At 70.2% G+C, this 18,757-nt stretch carries 27 protein-coding genes; 8 read left to right on the top strand and 19 right to left on the bottom strand.

Annotation, left to right across the window (positions count from 1 at the left end):
- Nucleotides 1-41: 41 nt before the first annotated feature.
- On the bottom strand, nucleotides 42-791 hold the full coding sequence (locus IEY81_RS07940; RefSeq protein ID WP_189117940.1) for an SDR family oxidoreductase: 750 nt from the start codon (nucleotides 789-791) through the stop codon (nucleotides 42-44).
- 85 nt (nucleotides 792-876) lie between these two features.
- Here IEY81_RS07940 and IEY81_RS07935 point away from each other — a divergent pair, with 85 nt between their 5' ends.
- On the top strand, nucleotides 877-1,452 hold the full coding sequence (locus tag IEY81_RS07935; protein WP_189117939.1) for a TetR/AcrR family transcriptional regulator: 576 nt from the start codon (nucleotides 877-879) through the stop codon (nucleotides 1,450-1,452).
- Nucleotides 1,453-1,479: 27 nt separating this feature from the next.
- Here IEY81_RS07935 and IEY81_RS07930 read toward each other — a convergent pair whose 3' ends face one another.
- Nucleotides 1,480-2,229 carry an HAD-IIA family hydrolase gene (locus IEY81_RS07930; RefSeq protein WP_229787584.1) on the bottom strand — a complete coding sequence of 250 codons (750 nt, stop codon included), beginning with the start codon at nucleotides 2,227-2,229 and terminating at the stop codon, nucleotides 1,480-1,482.
- A 104-nt stretch (nucleotides 2,230-2,333) separates the two neighbouring features.
- On the opposite strand from IEY81_RS07930, the gene IEY81_RS07925 reads away from it, so the two are divergent.
- Nucleotides 2,334-2,711: a YdeI/OmpD-associated family protein gene (locus IEY81_RS07925; protein ID WP_189117937.1), complete on the top strand. Its 378-nt coding sequence runs from the start codon at nucleotides 2,334-2,336 to the stop codon at nucleotides 2,709-2,711.
- A gap of 10 nt (nucleotides 2,712-2,721) precedes the next feature.
- Here IEY81_RS07925 and IEY81_RS07920 read toward each other — a convergent pair whose 3' ends face one another.
- Complete coding sequence (locus IEY81_RS07920; RefSeq protein WP_189117936.1) at nucleotides 2,722-3,711, bottom strand: esterase/lipase family protein; 990 nt, start codon at nucleotides 3,709-3,711, stop codon at nucleotides 2,722-2,724.
- A gap of 439 nt (nucleotides 3,712-4,150) precedes the next feature.
- Here IEY81_RS07920 and IEY81_RS07915 point away from each other — a divergent pair, with 439 nt between their 5' ends.
- Complete coding sequence (locus tag IEY81_RS07915) at nucleotides 4,151-4,624, top strand: QsdR family transcriptional regulator (RefSeq protein WP_189117935.1); 474 nt, start codon at nucleotides 4,151-4,153, stop codon at nucleotides 4,622-4,624.
- Between the two features lie 108 nt (nucleotides 4,625-4,732).
- Here IEY81_RS07915 and IEY81_RS07910 read toward each other — a convergent pair whose 3' ends face one another.
- Both IEY81_RS07910 and IEY81_RS07905 read right to left on the bottom strand, forming a co-directional pair.
- Complete coding sequence (locus IEY81_RS07910) at nucleotides 4,733-4,987, bottom strand: hypothetical protein (protein ID WP_189117934.1); 255 nt, start codon at nucleotides 4,985-4,987, stop codon at nucleotides 4,733-4,735.
- A gap of 32 nt (nucleotides 4,988-5,019) precedes the next feature.
- Nucleotides 5,020-5,970 (bottom strand): alpha/beta hydrolase, encoded by a 951-nt coding sequence (locus tag IEY81_RS07905; protein ID WP_189117933.1) that lies wholly within the window; start codon nucleotides 5,968-5,970, stop codon nucleotides 5,020-5,022.
- 123 nt (nucleotides 5,971-6,093) lie between these two features.
- Between IEY81_RS07905 and IEY81_RS07900 the strand changes: the two genes are divergently transcribed.
- Entirely contained in the window at nucleotides 6,094-6,549 is a 456-nt protein-coding gene (locus IEY81_RS07900; protein ID WP_189117932.1) for a MarR family winged helix-turn-helix transcriptional regulator, read from the top strand.
- Nucleotides 6,550-6,561: 12 nt separating this feature from the next.
- Here the strand turns inward: IEY81_RS07900 and IEY81_RS07895 are convergent, their stop codons facing one another.
- The 3 genes from IEY81_RS07895 to IEY81_RS07885 are packed head-to-tail and all read right to left on the bottom strand — an operon-like array spanning nucleotide 6,562 to nucleotide 7,660.
- Nucleotides 6,562-6,786 (bottom strand): anti-sigma factor, encoded by a 225-nt coding sequence (locus IEY81_RS07895; protein WP_189117931.1) that lies wholly within the window; start codon nucleotides 6,784-6,786, stop codon nucleotides 6,562-6,564.
- Complete coding sequence (locus IEY81_RS07890; protein WP_189117930.1) at nucleotides 6,783-7,433, bottom strand: RNA polymerase sigma factor; 651 nt, start codon at nucleotides 7,431-7,433, stop codon at nucleotides 6,783-6,785. Before IEY81_RS07890 ends, IEY81_RS07895 begins: the two co-directional genes overlap by 4 nt.
- Nucleotides 7,430-7,660 (bottom strand): hypothetical protein, encoded by a 231-nt coding sequence (locus IEY81_RS07885; protein WP_189117929.1) that lies wholly within the window; start codon nucleotides 7,658-7,660, stop codon nucleotides 7,430-7,432. Before IEY81_RS07885 ends, IEY81_RS07890 begins: the two co-directional genes overlap by 4 nt.
- Before the next feature lie 139 nt (nucleotides 7,661-7,799).
- Here IEY81_RS07885 and IEY81_RS07880 point away from each other — a divergent pair, with 139 nt between their 5' ends.
- Nucleotides 7,800-8,228, top strand: a complete 429-nt coding sequence (locus tag IEY81_RS07880; protein ID WP_189117928.1) for a hypothetical protein — start codon at nucleotides 7,800-7,802, stop codon at nucleotides 8,226-8,228.
- 16 nt (nucleotides 8,229-8,244) lie between these two features.
- On the opposite strand, the gene IEY81_RS07875 is transcribed toward IEY81_RS07880, so the two are convergent.
- Nucleotides 8,245-8,631: a hypothetical protein gene (locus IEY81_RS07875; protein WP_189117927.1), complete on the bottom strand. Its 387-nt coding sequence runs from the start codon at nucleotides 8,629-8,631 to the stop codon at nucleotides 8,245-8,247.
- A gap of 75 nt (nucleotides 8,632-8,706) precedes the next feature.
- On the bottom strand, nucleotides 8,707-9,888 hold the full coding sequence (locus IEY81_RS07870) for an MFS transporter (protein WP_373292223.1): 1,182 nt from the start codon (nucleotides 9,886-9,888) through the stop codon (nucleotides 8,707-8,709).
- 140 nt (nucleotides 9,889-10,028) lie between these two features.
- On the opposite strand from IEY81_RS07870, the gene IEY81_RS07865 reads away from it, so the two are divergent.
- The gene (locus IEY81_RS07865; RefSeq protein ID WP_189117925.1) at nucleotides 10,029-10,475 is read left to right on the top strand and encodes a MarR family winged helix-turn-helix transcriptional regulator; all 447 of its coding nucleotides are present in this window, start codon (nucleotides 10,029-10,031) and stop codon (nucleotides 10,473-10,475) included.
- A 21-nt stretch (nucleotides 10,476-10,496) separates the two neighbouring features.
- Here IEY81_RS07865 and IEY81_RS07860 read toward each other — a convergent pair whose 3' ends face one another.
- The 3 genes from IEY81_RS07860 to IEY81_RS07850 are packed head-to-tail and all read right to left on the bottom strand — an operon-like array spanning nucleotide 10,497 to nucleotide 12,617.
- On the bottom strand, nucleotides 10,497-11,105 hold the full coding sequence (locus IEY81_RS07860) for a response regulator transcription factor (RefSeq protein ID WP_189117924.1): 609 nt from the start codon (nucleotides 11,103-11,105) through the stop codon (nucleotides 10,497-10,499).
- The gene (locus tag IEY81_RS07855) at nucleotides 11,102-12,199 is read right to left on the bottom strand and encodes a sensor histidine kinase (protein WP_189117923.1); all 1,098 of its coding nucleotides are present in this window, start codon (nucleotides 12,197-12,199) and stop codon (nucleotides 11,102-11,104) included. The genes IEY81_RS07860 and IEY81_RS07855 overlap by 4 nt, the downstream gene beginning before the upstream one ends.
- A 10-nt stretch (nucleotides 12,200-12,209) precedes the next feature.
- A complete protein-coding gene (locus IEY81_RS07850) occupies nucleotides 12,210-12,617 on the bottom strand; it encodes a DUF6069 family protein (protein ID WP_189117922.1) in 408 nt (135 codons plus the stop codon).
- Between the two features lie 135 nt (nucleotides 12,618-12,752).
- Between IEY81_RS07850 and IEY81_RS07845 the strand changes: the two genes are divergently transcribed.
- Nucleotides 12,753-13,406, top strand: coding sequence for an SDR family oxidoreductase (locus tag IEY81_RS07845; protein WP_189117921.1), 654 nt, complete (start codon nucleotides 12,753-12,755; stop codon nucleotides 13,404-13,406).
- A gap of 27 nt (nucleotides 13,407-13,433) precedes the next feature.
- On the opposite strand, the gene IEY81_RS07840 is transcribed toward IEY81_RS07845, so the two are convergent.
- Both IEY81_RS07840 and IEY81_RS07835 read right to left on the bottom strand, forming a co-directional pair.
- Nucleotides 13,434-13,952, bottom strand: a complete 519-nt coding sequence (locus tag IEY81_RS07840) for a mycothiol transferase (protein WP_189117920.1) — start codon at nucleotides 13,950-13,952, stop codon at nucleotides 13,434-13,436.
- Nucleotides 13,949-15,049 (bottom strand): NAD(P)H-dependent flavin oxidoreductase, encoded by a 1,101-nt coding sequence (locus tag IEY81_RS07835; protein ID WP_189117919.1) that lies wholly within the window; start codon nucleotides 15,047-15,049, stop codon nucleotides 13,949-13,951. The genes IEY81_RS07840 and IEY81_RS07835 overlap by 4 nt, the downstream gene beginning before the upstream one ends.
- A gap of 64 nt (nucleotides 15,050-15,113) precedes the next feature.
- On the opposite strand from IEY81_RS07835, the gene IEY81_RS07830 reads away from it, so the two are divergent.
- On the top strand, nucleotides 15,114-15,695 hold the full coding sequence (locus tag IEY81_RS07830) for a dihydrofolate reductase family protein (RefSeq protein ID WP_189117918.1): 582 nt from the start codon (nucleotides 15,114-15,116) through the stop codon (nucleotides 15,693-15,695).
- A gap of 17 nt (nucleotides 15,696-15,712) precedes the next feature.
- Here the strand turns inward: IEY81_RS07830 and IEY81_RS07825 are convergent, their stop codons facing one another.
- The 4 genes from IEY81_RS07825 to IEY81_RS07810 all read right to left on the bottom strand — a co-directional run.
- Nucleotides 15,713-16,360, bottom strand: a complete 648-nt coding sequence (locus IEY81_RS07825) for a hypothetical protein (protein ID WP_189117917.1) — start codon at nucleotides 16,358-16,360, stop codon at nucleotides 15,713-15,715.
- Between the two features lie 33 nt (nucleotides 16,361-16,393).
- Nucleotides 16,394-17,719: an alpha/beta hydrolase family protein gene (locus tag IEY81_RS07820; protein ID WP_189117916.1), complete on the bottom strand. Its 1,326-nt coding sequence runs from the start codon at nucleotides 17,717-17,719 to the stop codon at nucleotides 16,394-16,396.
- A 78-nt stretch (nucleotides 17,720-17,797) separates the two neighbouring features.
- On the bottom strand, nucleotides 17,798-18,214 hold the full coding sequence (locus tag IEY81_RS07815) for a limonene-1,2-epoxide hydrolase family protein (protein ID WP_189117915.1): 417 nt from the start codon (nucleotides 18,212-18,214) through the stop codon (nucleotides 17,798-17,800).
- A 19-nt stretch (nucleotides 18,215-18,233) separates the two neighbouring features.
- Nucleotides 18,234-18,757, bottom strand: a 524-nt coding sequence (locus IEY81_RS07810; protein WP_189117914.1) for an HNH endonuclease, incomplete at its 5' end; no start/stop codon positions are given.

Raw genomic sequence — 18,757 nt, 5'->3', positions numbered from 1 at the left:
CCAGCGCGCGCTCGAGGTCGACCTATTCCCGTCGGCCCGGATCAGGCCAGGTAGCCGCCGTTGGTGTCGAGGACCGCACCGGTGATGTAGGACGCCGCCGGGGTGGCGAGGAAGCGGATCCCCTCGGCCTGCTCGGACGGCAGGCCCTGGCGCTTGATCGCCAGCGTCGACGTCAGCGCCTCCAGCACCTCCGCGGACGGTTTCATGTCGGTGGCCATCAGCCCCGCCTGGACCACGTTGGCGGTGATCCCGCGCGGCGCCAGGTCACGGGCGACCCCGCGGGTGTAGGCGGTGATCCCCGCCTTGGTCGCCGCGTAGTCGGCCGAGCCGGGAAGGCCCGTGCGGGCGCCCAGACCCGAGCTCACGGTGATGATGCGGCCGCCGTCGCGCAGGACCTTCGAGGCCGCCCGGGTGATCGCGATGACGCCCAGGTAGTTGGTCGCGTGCATGCGGTCCCACTCGGCCACGTCGGCCTCCGCGGAGTCCACCGGGAGCCCCGGGTTCGTGCCGACCGCCGCGTTGTTGACCAGGATGTCGAGGCCGCCGAAGTGTGCGGTGACCTCGGCGATGAGCTCCGCGGCCGCGACCGGGTCGGCCTGGTCGTTACGGAAAGCGGCCGCTCGGACGCCCAGCGCGGTGAGCTCCTCGACCACGGCTGCCGCCTTCTCCTTCGACGCCACATAGCTGATCGCGACGTCGGCGCCGTCGGCTGCGAGGGCTCGCGCGGTGGCCGCCCCGAGGCCTCGGGATCCACCGGTGACGAGTGCGACCTTGTTCTTCAGTGCTGACATGCTCCACTCCTGCATTCGTTGTTGACTGTTCGGTCCACAATGACATTTCTGGACCAATCGGTCAACAACAACTAGACTCAGGGCCATGGCGCGACCACGGAGCTTCGACGAGGACCGGGTGCTGCACGAGCTGCGGGACCGGTTCTGGGACGCCGGCTACTCGGCGACCTCGCTGCAGGACCTGATGCGCATCAGCGGCCTCGGCAAGGGCAGCCTGTATGCGGCGTACGGCGACAAGCACAGCCTGTTCCTGCGTACGCTGCGCACCTACGTCACCGAGGGGAACGAGGGCCTGCGGGCGACCCTGGAGAGCGAGCCGCGTGCCGTCGACGCGCTCCGGAAGGTGCTCCTGTCGCCGGTCAACCCGGGCGCCGAACGCGGTTGCTTCCTGGCGAACTCGACCTGCGAGCTCGCGACCCAGCACGCCGACGTACGCGCCGAGGCACGGCAGGCGTACGAGACCATGACCGAGCTGATCACCGCCTGCGTCGCCAAGGCCCAGCAGGAGGGCGACCTCCCTGCCGATCAGGACGCGAAGGAGTTCGCGCGCTCGCTGCTGGCCGCCCAGCAGGGCGTGCTCTACATGGGCCGCACGGGCATGGACCTCGACATGCTGCGCTCGGTCGCGAACGACCTGGCGGACCGTCTGCTGCCGCGCTGACCCGCTCCGGCCAGGGCTAGGCCAGGGCTACTGCCCCTCGAGCAGCGGCAGGATGTCGGCAACCGAGGCGACCACGCGCGTCGGCCGGAACGGGAAGGTCTCGACCTGCTCGCGCCGGGTCGACCCGGTCTCGACCAGGATCGTGCGCATGCCCGCCTCGAGGCCGCTGATGATGTCGGTGTCCATCCGGTCGCCGATCATCACCGTCGTCTCGGAGTGGGCCTCGAGCCGGTTGAGCGCGCTGCGCATCATCAGCGGGTTGGGCTTGCCGACGAAGTAGGGCTTGCGGTTGGTCGCCGCACTGATCAGAGCCGCGACCGAGCCGGTCGCCGGCAGCTTGCCCTGCGGACTCGGCCCGCTCGGGTCCGGGTTGGTCGCGATGAACCGCGCGCCACCCTCGATCAGCCGGATCGCTCGGGTGATCGCTTCGAACGAGTAGGTGCGGGTCTCCCCCAGCACCACGTAGTCGGGATCGTTCTCGGTCATCACGTAGCCGATCTCGTGCAGCGCCGTCGTCAGCCCCGCCTCCCCGACGACGTACGCAGAGCCGCCCGGCCGCTGGTCGGCGAGAAACTGCGCGGTGGCCAGCGCCGAGGTCCAGATCGACTCCTCCGGAACGTCCAGCCCGGAGCGGAGCAGCCGTACCCGCAGGTCGCGCGGGGTGTAGATCGAGTTGTTGGTCAGCACCATGAACGGCACCGACGCCTCGGCGAGCTTCGCCAGGAACTCGGCCGCGCCCGGGATCGGCTCCTCCTCCCGCACCAGGACTCCGTCCATGTCGGTCAGCCAGGTCTTGACGGGGCGCTCGTCGGTCACGCAGCCATCCTCGCCGATCACCGCGATGACGCCAACCGTCCGCGCGGGATCGATAGATTGGCGCGGTGGAGACGATCGACGACGAGCCCCTCCTGGACCGGCCATCCGTGTCCGAGGTCGAGGCGTTCTTCGAGGCCGCAGACCCGGACACCCGCGCGGTCTGGCTGCGCCTGACCAAGAAGGGCGTCGCACCCGCGTCGCTGACCTCCGACGAGCTCGTCGACGTCGGCCTCTGCTTCGGCTGGATCTCGGCCGTACGCCGGCGGGGCGACGCGCAGACCTACCTGCAGCGCTACACCCGCCGGCGCCCCGGCTCGAAGTGGTCCCGCCTCAACATCTCCAAGGTCGAGCGCCTCACCGCCGAAAGCCGGATGCGCCCGGGTGGCCTCGCCGAGGTCGAGGCCGCCCAGGCCGACGGACGCTGGGACAACCCCTGGACGTGACGGACCGTGCTCAGCGGGCGTAGACGTACGCCTTGAGATCGGGCTCCCTCGGGACGCGGTCGTGCAGCACGAGCTCCTTGGCGATGGCGGTCATCGAGTTCACGTACTCGGTGGCGAACTGCAGCGACTCGACACCGGGCATGAACAGCTCGGTGCAGACCGACCGCGCGATCCTGTCCGGATCCGCGGGACCGTCGTGCTCGAGGGCGTCCATCGCCAGCGCGTAACCCACCGGGTCGTAGGAGCCGACCGCGATGTGCTCGGAAGCGACGTCGAGCGGGCAGACGTCCTGGATCGCCACGTTGGTGATCCGGCCGTCGCCGGTGTGCAGCGAACTGGTGCCCGTGTCGTCGAGCGCGGGACGTACGAACTCGTCGGTGCGGGTGTAGACGTTGGTGTAGGAGATGCCTGCGAAGGTCTCCTGTCGCGAGTTGGTCGCTCGCGTGAAGGCGGAGTCAGCCGTCTGCTGCCACAGCGACGGCGAGCAGCCGACCACCGGCGGGCACAGGGCGTTGACCATGTACGAGCCATGGTTGGTCGCCCCGAAACCGACGTAGTCGTCGACCATGGCCCGGATGTCGGGCCAGAACCGCAGAGCGAAGCGTGGCACCAGACCGCCCTGACTGTGCCCGAGGACATCGACCTGGCGGCCGCTCATCTGATGGATGTGTCGGATCGCGTGCACGACGTACTCAGCCGAGACCTGGGCATCGCTCATCGCCCGGTTGGGCATCGCCACCATGCAGTACGCGCGGTCGAGCTGCGTCAGCGCCCGGCCCCAGTTCCACTCGAAGTTCTCGCCCGGCGTCATCGTGGTGCCGTGCACGAGGAGCACGACGTTGCGACGGGACTTCTCGACGTCCCCGGAGCAGATCAGACTCTTCGCCAAGGCCCGCGCCGGCACCGAGAGCCGAGGACCGGGCTGGTCGACCGGGGCGAAGTCTCGACCGACCGCCGGCTTCGCCCCACCTTCGGCTGCCGCGGCGGGGCTGCTCGACATCACCGGCGCGCTTAGCATCACGGCCAGGACGGATGCGATCGACGCGATCAGCGATGACCCTCTTTTCCCACTCACCATGCTTCTCCTGTCTTGAGGGCGAGGGGCGTGACACCTCATCGCCGTCCGAGATGCGAGCGCGACCGCACTCGCTTGACTGCACTGTCTACTCCGATCGAATCACAAATGCAACGCTTCTTGGTTTCGTCTCAGTCCGAGTCATGATCTCAATACGTCGCACTTTCCTTCCGAGAGTCGAGACGCACTGTTAGGCTGATTCATCGATGCGACGGGTGATCGATCTGCCGCAGATCAGTACGAGGAGGCCCTCATCAGCCAGACGCCGCTGGCCCGGCAGCTCTCCAGCCCGAAGGGCCGGCCCGAGCCGCTGACCGCCTTCAAGACCGCGCGCCACTGGTTCCAGGCGGGTCGGCGCATCGAGATGCAGGACCTTGCCACCGAAATCGGGGTGAGCAGGGCGACACTGTTCCGCTGGGTCGGCGGTCGGGACGAGTTGCTGACCGAGGTGCTGTGGTCGCTCGCCGAGCCGACACTGCGTGACGCAGTGGCAACAGCCTCAGGGAAGGGCGGCGCGAAGTTGGCAGGCGCACTGGAGAGCTTCACCGCGACATTGCTGGCCACCGACTACTTCGCGACGTTTCTGCAACGCGAGCCGGAGCGCGCCCTACGGGTGCTCACAACTCGCGCCGGCTCCCTGCAAGGCCGGATGACGACCGCGATGCAAGAGTTGCTCGAAGAACACCTGGACGCGGCGACGTTGCCCATGGACCCGCCGGACATGGCGTATCTCCTGGTACGGGTCGTGGAGACGTTTCTCTACACCGACATGATCACCGGCGAGCGGGCCGACCCGGCCAAGGTGGGCCAGGCCATCGCCGCCCTCTTGCGCGACTGAGCCGACAGACCGCCCGCCTCAGGCGGGACTCGGCCCGGGCGTCGTGGCGAGGTGCCACCAGGTGCGATAGCGCCACTTGGCCTCGGTCTCTTCGCCGACCCGGACGATCTACCGGTCCTCGTCGAGGACTTCGGTCCGCTCACGCTGCCGGTGGTGACGGCGCTGTCGCTGCTCGCGCTCGTCGCGGTGGCGCTGATGGCCGAGGCCGCGTGCAACGCCCGGCATCGCACCTCGCGCAGGACGCACGACGACGGTGGTCTGCCTGGTGCTGGGCGCCCTGAGCACGGCCGGGCTGGTCGCCGGCGGGTTCACCGATCCGGTGCCACCGCTCGTGATCGTGCCCGGCGCGCTCGTCCTCGGCATCGCGATGGTGCGTACGGACGCCGCGCGAGCGGTCAGGCGAGCGCGGCCTTCAGGGTCTCGATCGCCAGCGTCATCGCAGCCTTCGCGCCCTCGGTCTCCCGCAGCGCGTCCAGCATCACGAAGTCGTGGATGACCCCACCGATGCGCACCTGAGTGGTCGGCACCCCCGCGTCGCGTAGCTTCGCGGCGTACGCCTCCCCCTCGTCCCGCAGCACGTCGGCCTCCGCCGTGATCACCAGAGCAGGCGGCAGGTCGGCGAGTTGCTCGGTGGTCGCCCGGAGCGGGGACGCGGTGATCTGGGCACGCTCGGCCGCGTCGGTCGTGTACTGGTCCCAGAACCACTGCATGCCGTCCCGGCGCAGGAAGTAGCCCTCGGCGAACTGGTGGTAGGACTCGGTCTCGAAGGCGGCGTCGGTGACCGGGTAGAAGAGCACCTGCTGCCGCAGGTCGATCCCGCCACGCTCCTTGGCCATCAGGGTGAGCGCCGCGGCCATGTTGCCGCCCACGGAGTCGCCCGCGACCGCGATGCGTGAGGCGTCGAGGCCCTTCTCGGCGCCGTGCGCGACGACCCACCCGGCCGCTGCGAAGTTCTGCTCGATCGCGACCGGGTACCTCGCCTCGGGCGAGAGGACGTACTCCGGGAAGACGACGGCCGCGCCCGCCCCGACGGCGAGCTCGCGGACCAGCCGGTCGTGCGTAGCGGCGTTGCCGAACACCCAGCCGGCACCGTGGATGTAGATCAGAACGGGCAGGTCACCGGAGACGCCGGCGGGCCGGACGATCCGGACCTTCACCTCGCCGGTCGGGCCGCCCTCGACGGTCACCCATTCCTCATCGATCTCCGGCCTGGCGACTCCGTCACCGGACTGCACCTGGTCGACTGCTTTGCGACCCTCGACCGGGCCGAGGTCGAAGAGGTAGGGCGGGTTGGCGGTGGCGGCAGCGAAGTCTGCGGCGGCCTGCTCCAGCACTGGCTTGGACATGTCGTTCTCCTAGAGGTGAGTCGAAGGCGAATTACCTTGCGCACAAGGAATCTACGCCGGACTTACCTTGCGCGCAAGGTTTCTCGGAAAAAAAGATTGCGCGCAAGGTTGTAGGCTGGAGACATGACGGAACCTCGCCACAGCCTCGAGCTGAGCGAGCAGCTGTGCTTCTCGCTCTACACCGCGCAGCGGCTCGTGACCGCGGCCTACCGACCGATCCTCGACTCCCTGGGGCTCACCTACTCCCAGTACGTCGCGATGCTGGTGCTGTGGGAGCGCGCCCCGATCACCACCGGCGAGCTCGGTGAGCAGCTCGGTCTCGACTACGGCACCGTCACCCCGCTGGTGAAGCGCCTGGAGGCTGCCGGGCTGGTCACCCGCGAGAAGCGCCCCGAGGACCAGCGCAGCATCCGGCTGCAGCTGACCGACGCCGGCCGTGAGCTCCGCACCCGCGCGGCCGGGGTGCCCGACACCATCGCCGACGTGATGGCGCTGCAGTCCGAGGAGTTCAGCACCCTCAAGGATTCGCTGGAGCACCTCAGCGACAACGTTGCGGCCAACTCGACCGCCCGCCCCTGAGCAGACGGCGGCTCACGACGTGAGCAGATCCAGCAGCGCCTCGGCCTCCTCGGCGCAGGCTCCACACCCCTTCAGGTGCACCTGCATCGCGACATCCACGCGGGACGGGTCCGCCAGGATCTGCTCGACGTAGGTGTCGAGCCGATCGAAGCAGTCGTCGCAGGAGAGGTAGGGGCTGGTGTCGAGCAGCAGCCCGTCGACAGCGGCGGCGGACAGCGGACGGTGTCGGTGGTTCATGGCGCGCTCCGCGGTGACGACTCATCGAGATGGCCGGTGGCCTGCAACGACGCCCGCAGCCGGGCGCGAGCGTCGTGGAGGGTCTTGTACAGCGCGTTTCGGTTGGTGTTGAGACGTTCGGCGAGCACGTCGATCGGCACCTGGTCCACCAGCAGCGCCAGCGTGACCCGCCGCTGATGGGGTGTCAGCACGCTGTCGATCGCAGCGTGAACCGCGCGCGAGAGGTCACCGGCCTGCACCAGGCCCTCGGGCGCGGGACTGTCGTCGGTGACGTCGAACGTGTCCGACAGCGTGACCTCACGATGGCGCCACGCCTGCCGTCGGACTGCGACCCCGGCATGCAGGACGCCGAACTTGTAGACCCAGGTGCTGAACCGACTCCGGCTCTCGAAGGTGGCCAGCCTGCCGAGCACCGCCACCAACGCGTCGTCTGCAGCCTCCTGGGCCAGGTCCTCGAGGTCAGCCGGACCGGCACCCGGCAGCTGGCTGCGCAGCCGCCACACCTGGTGGCGGGTGGCCCGCAGCAGCAGGTCGTGGAGGCTGCGCTGGGCGAGGTGCCCCGGCGGCCCGGGGTCGGTCAGGTCGCGCACCCAGGGCTCGTCCGAAGGGGTGCCGATCTCAGCCATGCCACCCTGCACGAGACTCATGATCTCACCCCGACAGGCTCCACGATCCGGATCGCCAGCGCCGGCGGACAGCCGCGGTCGACCAGCTGCAGCACGGCATGCAGATCGAGACGTACGTCCTCGGCCAGCCCGGCAGCCAGGTCGGCCGGGAAGCCGGCCTCGAGGAGGCTCCGGCGTCGCCACGCCGCCGCCTCCTCGTGGCTCTGCCGCGTACGCAGCGCGTCGTGGTCTCGCTGGTGCACCTTCATGACTGGTTGGTGTCACCCCGGCACGGGGTTCTTACCGACCTCGTCAGCGGCGGTAAGGCCCGAGCGGGTCGACGACACCCACGCAGTGACGGCACCGGCCCAAGGACGCCGCCACTCACCTTTCGAAAGGGACACGCTCATGACCACCGACACCACACAGACCTCCGTGAAGGCCCCCGCGACCACCGGCAGCGACCGTGCGTTCTTCCTGCTCCGCACGGTCTTCGTCATCGCCCCGATCGCTTTCGGGCTCGACAAGTTCGCCGAGGTGCTGACCGAGTGGGACCGCTACCTCGCGCCCTGGATCGACGACATCGTGCCCGGCACCGCACACCAGGCGATGCTGGCGGTCGGCGTCATCGAGATCGTGGCCGGCATCGTCGTCGCGATCACTCCACGGTACGGCGCACTGCTGGTCGCCGCCTGGCTGGCCGGGATCATCGTCAACCTGGTCTCGATGGGCGCCTACTACGACGTGGCCCTCCGCGACTTCGGACTGCTGGTCGGCGCACTCGCTCTCGCGGCGCTCGCCTTCGGCCGCGTACGACGCGAACGGCACGCAGCCTGATCGACCGGCGGCGCGCTCAGCCGTCCAGACGCAGGTCGCCCTCGGCCCGGGGAGGCAGGTGGGCGAGGGCGGCCTGGACGAGCGCGACGCGCGCCTTGACGGTGACCGCTCGGCGCAGCTTGCCGACGTCGTCGCCGATGTTGCGCTCGACGGACTCGCGGATCTCGTCCTCGGAGAAGCTCGGCCGGCCGCCGACCGGGACATCGACGTCGGGGAGGTCGGTGAGCACCGGGAAGATCTGGGTGCCGATGCTGTCCAGGATCTTGAACCGCTGGAACCGGTCGGTCTCGTCCCACACCTTGTCGATGTCACCGCCGCCCTTGCGGAACTTCCGGCCCGAGGCGAGGACCGTCTTCGCCGTCCCGGTCAGGGCCACGGTGAGCTCGTGCTCCGTCAGTCGCATGAGCCAAGCATGCCCCGAACCGGGACGGAGACCACGTCTGGGCCGGTCACCGATCGATAACACCTGACCAGGAGGTCAGGCAGGGACAGGCACGGACGTACGCCGCTCTCCCCCGGGCGCACGGACGGCGACCAGCAGGACCAGGACACCGACGGCGGTGACCGCGGCGCCGGCCCACAGCGGCGAGGTGTAGCCGAGCCCGGCGGCGAGGGCGAGGCCGCCGATCCAGGCGCCGAGCGCGTTGCCGACGTTGAAGGCGGCGATGTTGGCGCCCGAGGCGAGGGTGGGAGCCCGGTCGGCGTAGCCCATCACGCGCATCTGCAGCGCGGGCACGGTGCCGAAGCCGACCGCGCCCATCAGGACGAGCGCGACGACGGTCAGCACCTGGCTGGTGGCGACCAGGGCGAAGACGGCGAGGACGACGGTGAGCGCGACCAGGAGCACGCCGAGGGTGCGCACCAGGTCGCGGTCGGCCGCGCGGCCGCCGAAGATGTTGCCGAAGAAGAGGCCGACACCGAAGAGGACGAGCAGCAGCGGCACCGCTCCGGCCGAGAAGCCACTGACCTCGGTGAGCGTGAAGGCGATGTAGGTGAAGCCACCGAACATGCCGCCGTAGCCGAGCACGGTGATGGCGATCGAGAGCCACACCTGCGGGGACCTGAAGGCGGCCAGCTCGGAGCGTACGGCCGGAGTGGTCTCCTCGCTGCGGCCCGTGTGGGCCGGGACGAGGAGCGCGATGCCGACGAAGGCGATGATGCCGATGACGGTGATCGCCCAGAAGGTCGAGCGCCAGCCGGCGGCCTGGCCGAGCAGGGTGCCGAGCGGCACGCCGAGGACGTTGGCCAGGGTGAGGCCGCCGAACATGAAGGCGATCGCGCTGGCCTTGCGGTGCGGGGCGACCAGCTGAGCAGCGACGACGGAGCCGATGCCGAAGAAGGCGCCGTGGCACAGCGCGGCGACGATCCGGCCGACCATCATCGTGGCGTAGTCGGGCGAGACCGCGGAGATCAGGTTGCCGAGGATGAACAGCACCATCAGGCCGAGCAGGGCGGCCTTGCGGGGCACCCGGGTGAGCAGGAGGGTGAGGCCGACGGCGCCGATCGCGACGCTGAGGGCGTAACCGGAGATGAGGTAGCCGGCGGTGGTCTCGCTGACCCCGAAGTCGGTGGAGACCTCGGGCAGCAGGCCCATGATGACGAACTCGGTGAGGCCGATGCCGAACCCTCCGATCGCGAGGGCTAGCAGTGCGACGGGCATGGATGACTCCTGAACATGGACGGGTTGCGTCTGTCGATAGTCCGCGTGTGCATTAGTTGCACACGCTTCGTATTGATAGTTGCACACGCGCACTATCCGCGCAAATCAGGTATGCTGGAGACGTCCACGAAGGAGGACCCATGGGAATCGCAGACGACGCCGTCGAGATCCGCGCTCAGGGATGGCGCACGCTGGCCGCGGTGCACGGCCTGATCGAGACCGCGCTCGAGAAGGCGCTGCAGCGCGAGCACGGGCTGTCGGTCGTCGAGTTCACGGTGCTCGACGCGCTCAGCCGCCAGGACGGGTGGCACATGCGCATGCAGCAGCTGGCACGTGCGGCCGCGCTCTCGTCCTCGGCCACCACACGCCTGGTCACCCGCCTGGAGAAGCGCAACCTCCTCACCCGGATCCTGTGCGACGACGACCGGCGCGGGATCTACACCGAGCTCACCCCGGCCGGCCGGGAGCTGCTGAAGAAGGCCCGGCCGCTGCACGACGAGGTCCTGCGTACGGCGCTGGACGAGGCCGCAGAGATCCCCGAGCTCGCTCCGCTCGTTCACGCGCTGGGGTCGCTGCAGCCGGCCTGATCGGCCGGCCGCGTTGCCGCGTCAGGCGAGCCAGCCGTTGCGCCGAGCGGTGAGCGCCGCCTCGGTCTTGTTGCGGGTGCCGGTCTTGCCGATCGCGGCGGAGAGATAGTTGCGCACGGTGCTCGGCGAGAGGAAGAGCCGCTGGGCGATGTCGGCGATGCTGGAGCCGTCCTCGGAGGCCGCGAGCACGTCCCGCTCGCGGCTGGTCAGCGGGTTGGGCGCGGCGCGCAGCGTCGCCGCGGCCAGGCCGGGGTCGAGGACCGTCTCGCCGCGCAGCACCCGGCGGATCGCGTCGGCCAAGTCCTCGACCGGGCCGTCCTTGGCCAGGAAACCGAGCGCGCCGGCGGCCATCGCCTCACGCACGTAGCCGGGGCGCGAGAACGTCGTCAGGATCAGCACCCGGCACTCCGGGAGCTGCGCGCTCAGCTCCCGCGCGGCCTCGAGGCCGCTGATTCCGGGCAGCTCGATGTCGAGCAGCGCCACGTCGGGGCGCACCTCGAGCGCGGTCGGGACGATCTCGGTGCCGGTGCCGACCTGGGCGACGACCTCGAGATCCTCCTCGAGCCCGAGCAGCACCGCCAGCGCACCGCGCATCATCGCCTGGTCCTCGGCCAGCAGCAGACGGATCACGAGACCGGCACCCTCGCCTCGAGCCGGAACCCGTCCGCCCCAGGGAGTACGTCGAGGCGACCGTCGACGGCACGCAACCGCTGCCGCAGTCCCTCGAGCCCGCCCGCCCGCTCGTCGGGGTCCACCGGGCCACCGACCCCGTCGTCGACCACGGCGAGCCGGAGCTCACCATCGTCCTCGACGAGCTCGAAGCGACAGCTCGCCGCGCCGGAGTGGCGCAGCACGTTGGTCGTCCCTTCACGCACGACCCAGGCCAGGGCCTGGCCCGCGACGTCGGACATCTCCGGCGGCGCGGCGATCACCGACGTACGGATCCCGGCAGCGTCGAGCGCCCGGCGGGCGCCGTCGAGCTCCTCGGCCAGGGAGAGCGTCTTCATCTGGTCGACGGCGACCCGGACGTCGGCCAGGGCTGCGCGCCCGACCTCCTCGATGTCGGCGGCGTGCGCGGCAGCGGCCTCGGGGTCACGAGCCGCGAGGCGGCGTACGGCCTCGGCCTTGACGACCATCACGCTCAGCGTGTGGCCGAGAAGGTCGTGGAGGTCGCGCGACATCCGGGCGCGCTCCTCGGCCACCGCGGTCCGGGCCAGCTCCTCACGGGTGCGGCGGAGCTTCTCGATGACCTCCAGCAAGCGCAGGAACGACGTCGTCGTGATCCCGCTGAGGAGCACGCCACCGGCGCTGAGCACGTAGGTGTCGCCGATGCCGTCGATGATCGCGATCGAGACCGCGGCCCCGATGGTGGCCACCGCGATGAGCAGCGCGAGTCGCCAGCCGCGCAGGGCTGCCGGGGCGACGATCGCCAGGAGCCCCCAGACGGTCTGCCAGCCCTCGCCCTGCAGCGCGGCCAGCGCGACGAGGACCACGAGCGCGAGCAGGAGGCCGAGCACCAGCGGCGGGGGCCGCCGCGCAGGACCGTCGAGGCCGCTGGCCAGGACGGCGGCCACCGCCGACGCGCCGATCACCAGGACCAGCGCCGCCTGACCGGCCTCCTGCAACGGACCGCCGGAAAGATTGAGCAGCGGGAAGAGCAGCAGCACCGGCAACCAGATCAGCACCACGCTGTGGCGCCGGAGGTGACACTCCAGGCCAGACACGCTCGTCACCTTACCGTCGGCGCAGGCCGGCGATGACCACAACTGCCACGACGAGGTGGAGGCTCACCAGCGCCAGCCCGGCGGCCAGGCTCAGCGCGCTGGTCGGGGTGATCAGGGAGACCACCGCGATCCCGACCGCGAGCAACGTCCACCGCCGCGTCGCCCTCTCGGACCTGCTCTGCCACCACCGCAGGAGGGCGCCGCCGAGCATCGCGATCACCAGGCTGCTGACGATCACCGACCCGATCCCGATCTGCTGGCTGCCGGTGCCCGACCTCACGGCCATCTCCACTCCGCCGACCGCGTCCCACAGGAGCCACACGGCCGTCGCCGCCATGGCCGAGGCGGCCGCCACTCCGACGATCCGAGGCCACCCGACCCGGGTGCTGATCTCGACGTCGCTCGTCATCGTTGTCATCGGATTCCTCCGTCTCCACCACCCACCGTGAGTGGTGTCTCCAGACTCCCGTTCGGAGGCGTTCGTACGTCAGATCTGATTGTCCGGACCCGGCGGTGACAATTGTCAGTGGTGCGGTGTGCCTATCGTGGAAGCATGCGTATCGCCATCGTCGGCGGCCACGGCAAGGTCGCCCTGCAGCTCCATCCGATCCTCGCCGCCGCGGGTCACACCCCGCTCGCGCTCGTGCGCAACGAGGCCTACAGAGCCGAGCTGGAGGGCCTCGGCGCCGAGTTCGGCCTGCTCGACATCGAGTCCCAGGACGCCGACGAGTTCGCCGCCGCCTTCGACGGTTGCGACGCGGTCGTCTTCGCGGCCGGTGGCGGCCCTGACGGCAACGTCGAGCGCAAGCGCACCGTCGACCTCGAGGGCTCGACCAAGTCGATCGCCGCGGCCAAGAAGGCCGGCATCAAGCGCTTCGTGCAGATCTCGGCCATCAGTGTCGACGAACCGCTGCCCGCCGACACCGGCGAGGTCTGGAGGGCCTACACGGAGGCCAAGCGCGACGCCGACATCGCGCTGCGCGACAGCGACCTCGAATGGACGATCCTTCGCCCCGGCCGCCTGACCGACGAGCCCGGCACGGGACGGGTCAAGCTGGCCGAGAAGCTCGATCGCGACGACATCCCGCGGGCCGACGTGGCCGCGGTGGTCGCCGCCGTCATCGACGACGACGCCACCATCGGCAAGCAGTGGGAGCTGGTCCAGGGCGAGGCCTCGATCGAGGAGGCCATCGCCGCGGTCCTCTGAGCCCGGCTGGCCTGGACCGGGCTCGCCTCAGCGAAGCGGCAGCAGCCCCTTGACGTACGCCGCCTGGCCGATGTGCTGGGCGGCGTCGTCGACGATGCTGACCAGTCTCACCGCTGCGGTGACGGGCGGGTCCCAGTGCTCGTCGACGACCCGGGCGAGGTCGTCCTCGCTCAGGGAGTCGACCAGCTCGATGGTCGCCTCGTGGACGGCCTGGTAGTAGCCGGTGAGCAGCTTGGGGTCTTCGAGCCGGAAGGCCGCGACCTCCTCCGCGCTCTGGCCGTAGCCCATCGCGGACGCCGAGTAGGGCAGCTCGAACCGGTCGACCCAGCCGTCGCGCACCCACACCTGGTCGGTGCCGGCCAGGGGCGCGATCTGGGCGTCCTCCATCCGGGCGATGTGCCACAGGATCCAGGCGATCGAGTTCGCTCCGTCGTACGGCCTCCACAGCAGGTCGTCGACCGAGAGGCCGTCGACGATCGCGGGAAGGCTCTCCGCGGTCCGGCCGAAGCCGTCCGCGAGCAGTCGCTGGGGCCAGGTTTCGCTCATGCCTTCCGTTCTACACCGTCGTTCCACGTGGGATCCGGGAGAAGCGCCCGGGCCTCCTCCCACATCCGGGAGACGATGTCGGCGGCGGGCGCGGCGACCGCGCGGGCGGCAGCCTGGCCCGCCCAGTGGTTGGCGCGGTCCAGCGGCACCTCGGCGGCCGGGCCGGGTTCACCCTTGCGCCACTTGGCGACCAGCGCGCGCTGGTGCGGGTAGGGCGCGGGGTCCGGGGTCTCCGGCCCCTCCCAGGAGCGCACGTACGGCGTCGGGGCCGCCCGGCCGAGGCGACCGGAGTAGGCACGGGTGGGGACGGTGTCCTCCGGTTCGAGCCCGTCCAGAGAAGCCGCCCAGGCGTCGGCGATCCCGGTCTCCGGCGACCGCAGCAACGCGGTGCCGACCTGCACCGCGCTCGCGCCGAGGGTGAGTGCCGCGGCGACCGAGCGGCCGTCGGCGATGCCGCCCGCGGCGATCACCGGCAGGTCCACCCCGTCGGCGATGTGGGGCAGCAGCGCGAAGAGACCCACGGCGGTGCGCTCCGCGGCCTCGGCCTGGAAGACGCCTCGGTGCCCGCCGGCCTCGAGCCCCTGCGCCACGATCGCGTCCGCACCCGCCTCCTCGGCGGCGCGCGCCTCGGCCAGGGTCGTGGCGCAGGCGAACCAGGCGATGCCGGCCTCGTGCAGACGGTCGACGTAGTCGGGCGGGAAGAGGCCCATGATCGAGGAGACGGCCCGGGGCCGGGCGGCGAGCATCGCCTCGCACTGATCCTCGAACGACGGCGCCGGAGGCTGCTCGGGGCCCGGCGTACCGAACCTGCTCAAGAACTCCTCCGCCGCCGAGACCCTGGCGGGGTCGTCGACCGCCGGGTCGGGGATCCAGATATTCAGCTGGAACGGCCCCGCCGACCGGGCGCGGAAGTCGGCGACCCAGGCGGTGATCTTCTCCGGTGGGTCGAGCACCACGCCGGACGCGCCCATCCCGCCGGCGTCCGCCACCGCAGCCGCCAGCGCGGGCGGACAGGCGCCCGCCATCGGCGCCTCCAGGATCGGCATCGAGAGGCCGTACGCCTCGCAGAACTCCTGAGCACGTCGTCGGGCCGTCATGAGACTCACGGTAGCGCTCTGAAACCCCTGGCGCCGACCGGTTCCGCAGCGGGAGGATCAGCGCATGCGCACCCTCATCTACTCAGCCTTCGTCTCCCTCGACGGTGTCGTCGACTCCCCCGGCGGCGGCTCCCCCAGCGAGCAGCACCGCAGCGGCGGCTGGACGTTCAAGGACATCGAGTTCCTCCCGGAGGCCTACGCGATCAAGGGCCGCGAGATGGAAGAGGCCGGGGCGCTGCTCTTCGGACGGCGCAGCTATGAGGCGTTCGCGCCCATCTGGCCCGACATCGAGGACTTCGCGGTGGTCAAGGAGATCCCGAAGTACGTCGTCTCGACCTCGCTCGGCGAGGACGCCCTGGTCGGCAACTGGGGTCCGCAGACCATCCTGCGGTCGTTCGACGAGGTCGAGCAGCTCAAGCAGGGCGACGGCGGCCCGATCCTGGTCGCCGGCAGCGCCGAGCTCGCCCGCAACATGTCCGACGCCGGGCTGATCGACCGCTATCACCTGCTGGTCTTCCCCGTCGTGCTCGGCGCCGGGAAGACGATGTGGAGCGACACCGACAAGGAGAAGCAGCGGCTCACGCTCGTCGAGTCGGAGGCGTACGCCAACGGCATCGTCAAGCTCGTCTACGACGTGGTCCGCTGACCCGTCGTCAGGGGCGGCTAGCGCATCCGGTTCCAGACCGGGTCCGCGTCGCCGAGCCCGGCGACGAGCCGCATCACTCCTCCGGTCTGCCCGATACAGCAGGCCGTGCCGAGCACACCCCACAGCGCGGAGGCGACGATCATCGTCGGGTTCTGGGCGATGGAGAAGCCGATCAGGCTGAGCCCGAAGATGCCGACCAGGCCGGCGAGCGACGCGGTCAGCACGCGGACGAAGACCTCCGCCTCGAACAGAACCGCGCGGGGCGCAAGCCAACCGGCGACACCCTGGGCCGGGCTGCCGCCGGCACGTACGGCCAGCCACCAGCGCAGCGAGCGCGCCAGTCGGCGTCCGGAGCGGTGGAGCAGCCACAGCACGACCGCCGCGGCGGCGAGGACGAGCACCGCGATCGCGGTGACGGCGAGGACCATGAGCACCTCACCACCACCGCTCGGTGCCTCCACGATCAGCATCATGGGGAGCAGGCCGGCGAACGGGACTGCGGCGAACGCGAGGACGAAGGCCGCGAGGCCGAGCCACCACCGTGACCAGCGCAGCAGGTCCTCCTTCAGCAGCTCGGAGGCCCAGACGGCGTCGGTGAAGTGGCCGTCGTCGGCCTCGGCCGCCGCCACCCACTCCTGGGACCGGCTCGTGATCCAGAACGCCACATCACTCCCATCGATCTCGAAGGCACCAGGCTCTCACGGGCAGCGGGCGTAGAGGCCGCGCGACCCGGTGCCGTACGCGGCCGGATCGGTGTATGCGCAGCCGTAGTCGGGCGCAGCCACGGCCTGCCGGTCGAGCACGTCGTCGCCGGCCGGACGGTCGCCGCGCTCGACCCAGTCGACGAGGTCGTTCCAAGCGGTCGCGGCCTCGGTCGGGCTGAACTCGCAGTGCCCGGCCGAGCGGATCGCCCGCTGCACCACCAGGCCGTCGCGGTGGTGGCGCTTCACCTCGCGCAGGTAGATCTGCTCGAGCGAGAACGGCACGAACATGTCGCCGAGGTTGTGCAGGCTCACCACCGGAGCCGTCGGCCGCCCATCGATCCGTGCCGGGGCGTTGAGCCGGTGGCTGTTGCGGCCCGCACGGTCGATCGGGTCGATCCGCTCGATCTCGGCGTTCAGGTCGACGGGTGTGTTCGGGGCGTAGCGGGTGTGCCGGTTGGTGGCGACCCGAGCGATGTTGAAGCCCAGGGTGCCGCCGTCGTCCACCGACGGCAGCGTGAACAGGTAGTCCTTCCACTGGCCGAAGGCGCCCTCCACACCTGGCCGCGGACCGCCGGTGCGCTCGACGGTCATCGCCCGCAGCTGCTCGCCCTCGGGTGTCAGCGTGCCGTCGAGCCCCAGGCGCTCCTTGATGATCGGGACGTCGAGGCTCTGGTAGTCCGCGGTGTAGGGGTAGGCGTCGTGGCCCGCGAGCGCCTGCGCACCGAGGTTGTAGTCGACGAAGAAGTCGAAGAGCTCCACATCGCCCAGCTGCCCACACATCGGCAGCGCCCCGTCGTAGTAGCCCGGATACTCCTCCAGCGACCGGCCGATCACGTGGCCGCCCATGGACACCCCCGTCACGTAGGTGCGGGTCGCCCGGTGAGGCAGCAGCGTGGCGGCGTGCTCGGCCAGGTCGCGCGTCGAGCGCACCCCGGCACCCACGTCGTAGCCGTTGGTGCTGTAGCTCGATGCTGCCCAGGCGTACCCCTGTTCCAGGAACGTACGCCGCAGCCCGAAGCCGGGCGTCTCCGGAGTCAGCGTGTAGCTGAGCCCGCGGTAGCCGTGGGCCCACATCACCAGCTCGCCGTTCCAGTTCGCCGGCACCTCCAGGACGTACGCCGCGTGCTCGTGAACGCCCTGACGCACCGTCGTCGGCTGCCCGTCGATCTCGAGCGGCGTCACCGGTGGGTTGCTGATCGTGTAGCCCGGCAACGGCTGGTCACCGGGCGGTTCGGGATCAGCGAGCGCCGGCCCGGTCGAGGCGACCAGGGCCGAAGCGGTCAGGAGCAGGGCGAGGAGAGCGGCTGACGCACGGGGCATGATCCTGAGAGTAAAGGCATCTTGTGACCGCCGTCACAGAAACACAGCACGACGCCTCTCGTACGCTCTGCACAAGGCTCAACGACCGGCGACCTTCCGCACCATGTCGAACACGGCCCGCCCCGCACCCTTCACCCCTGCCGCGACGAAGGTCGTCCAGTCGAAGTAGTCGCGCCAGAGCACGATCTTCCCCTCGCGCACCTCGAACGTCCCGCACACCCAGAACTCGGCCGAGACCGCGCCACGACTGAGCACGTCGATGCGCTCGGTGAGCACCACAGGTCCGTTCGCCGCGATGTTGACCAGCCGCGCCTCGAAGCCGGTCGTGTACTTCTGCATCAGCCGCAGCTGGTGCCCGACCTCTCCCAGCCCACGCGCCGGCGGGAGCGGCACGTTCTGGTAGGTGACATCCTCAGCACACAACTCCAGCGCAGCGTCGATCTGCCCCGCCTCGAGCGCCGCCAGGAACTGCTCGACAATCTGGGTCTCCGTCATGGACTCACGCTAGCGCCGATCACGCAGCGAGGGCATGACCGATGAGTACGTTGCGGATCTCTCCTGGCGAGATCGGCGGTGGGTCCGGCCGCCAGGATTCCGGTGGCAGGCTGGTGTAGGTGTGACCTGTGGGCGTGATGGTGGTGATACTGCCGTCGGGTTCTGGCCTTGTTTGCCAGCCGAGCGATTCCTTCGCCTGATTGCATCGCTCGCACAAACCTTGCAGGTTGTCGGCTGCGGTTTCGCCGCCGTCTGCGTGGCGGATGATGTGGTCGATGTTGCGAATGGGTGCGTCGCAGCCGTTGGTGCGGCAGATGCCAACGTCGCGGGTGGTGATGAACTCGGCGAGCCCGTCGGGTGCCTTGCGGGCCTTTGACTCCATCGTGATGAGCTTGCCGGCGGGGTCGGTGAGGAGACGGCGGACGAAGACTTCGGCGTCGGTGAGTTTCTCGCGTGCCCAGGTGGCGGGGACGGGGCCGTAGCCCTCGACCATCGCGGGCTGGTCGGCGTTGTTGGTCAGGGAGTCGGCGGTCATGACGATCT

It is taken from the genome of Nocardioides luteus, assembly GCF_014648595.1.
Taxonomy (GTDB): Bacteria; Actinomycetota; Actinomycetes; order Propionibacteriales; family Nocardioidaceae; genus Nocardioides; species Nocardioides luteus.
The sequence above is the reverse complement of the archived record's forward strand: the minus strand, read 5'-3'. Positions and strand labels throughout refer to the sequence as shown.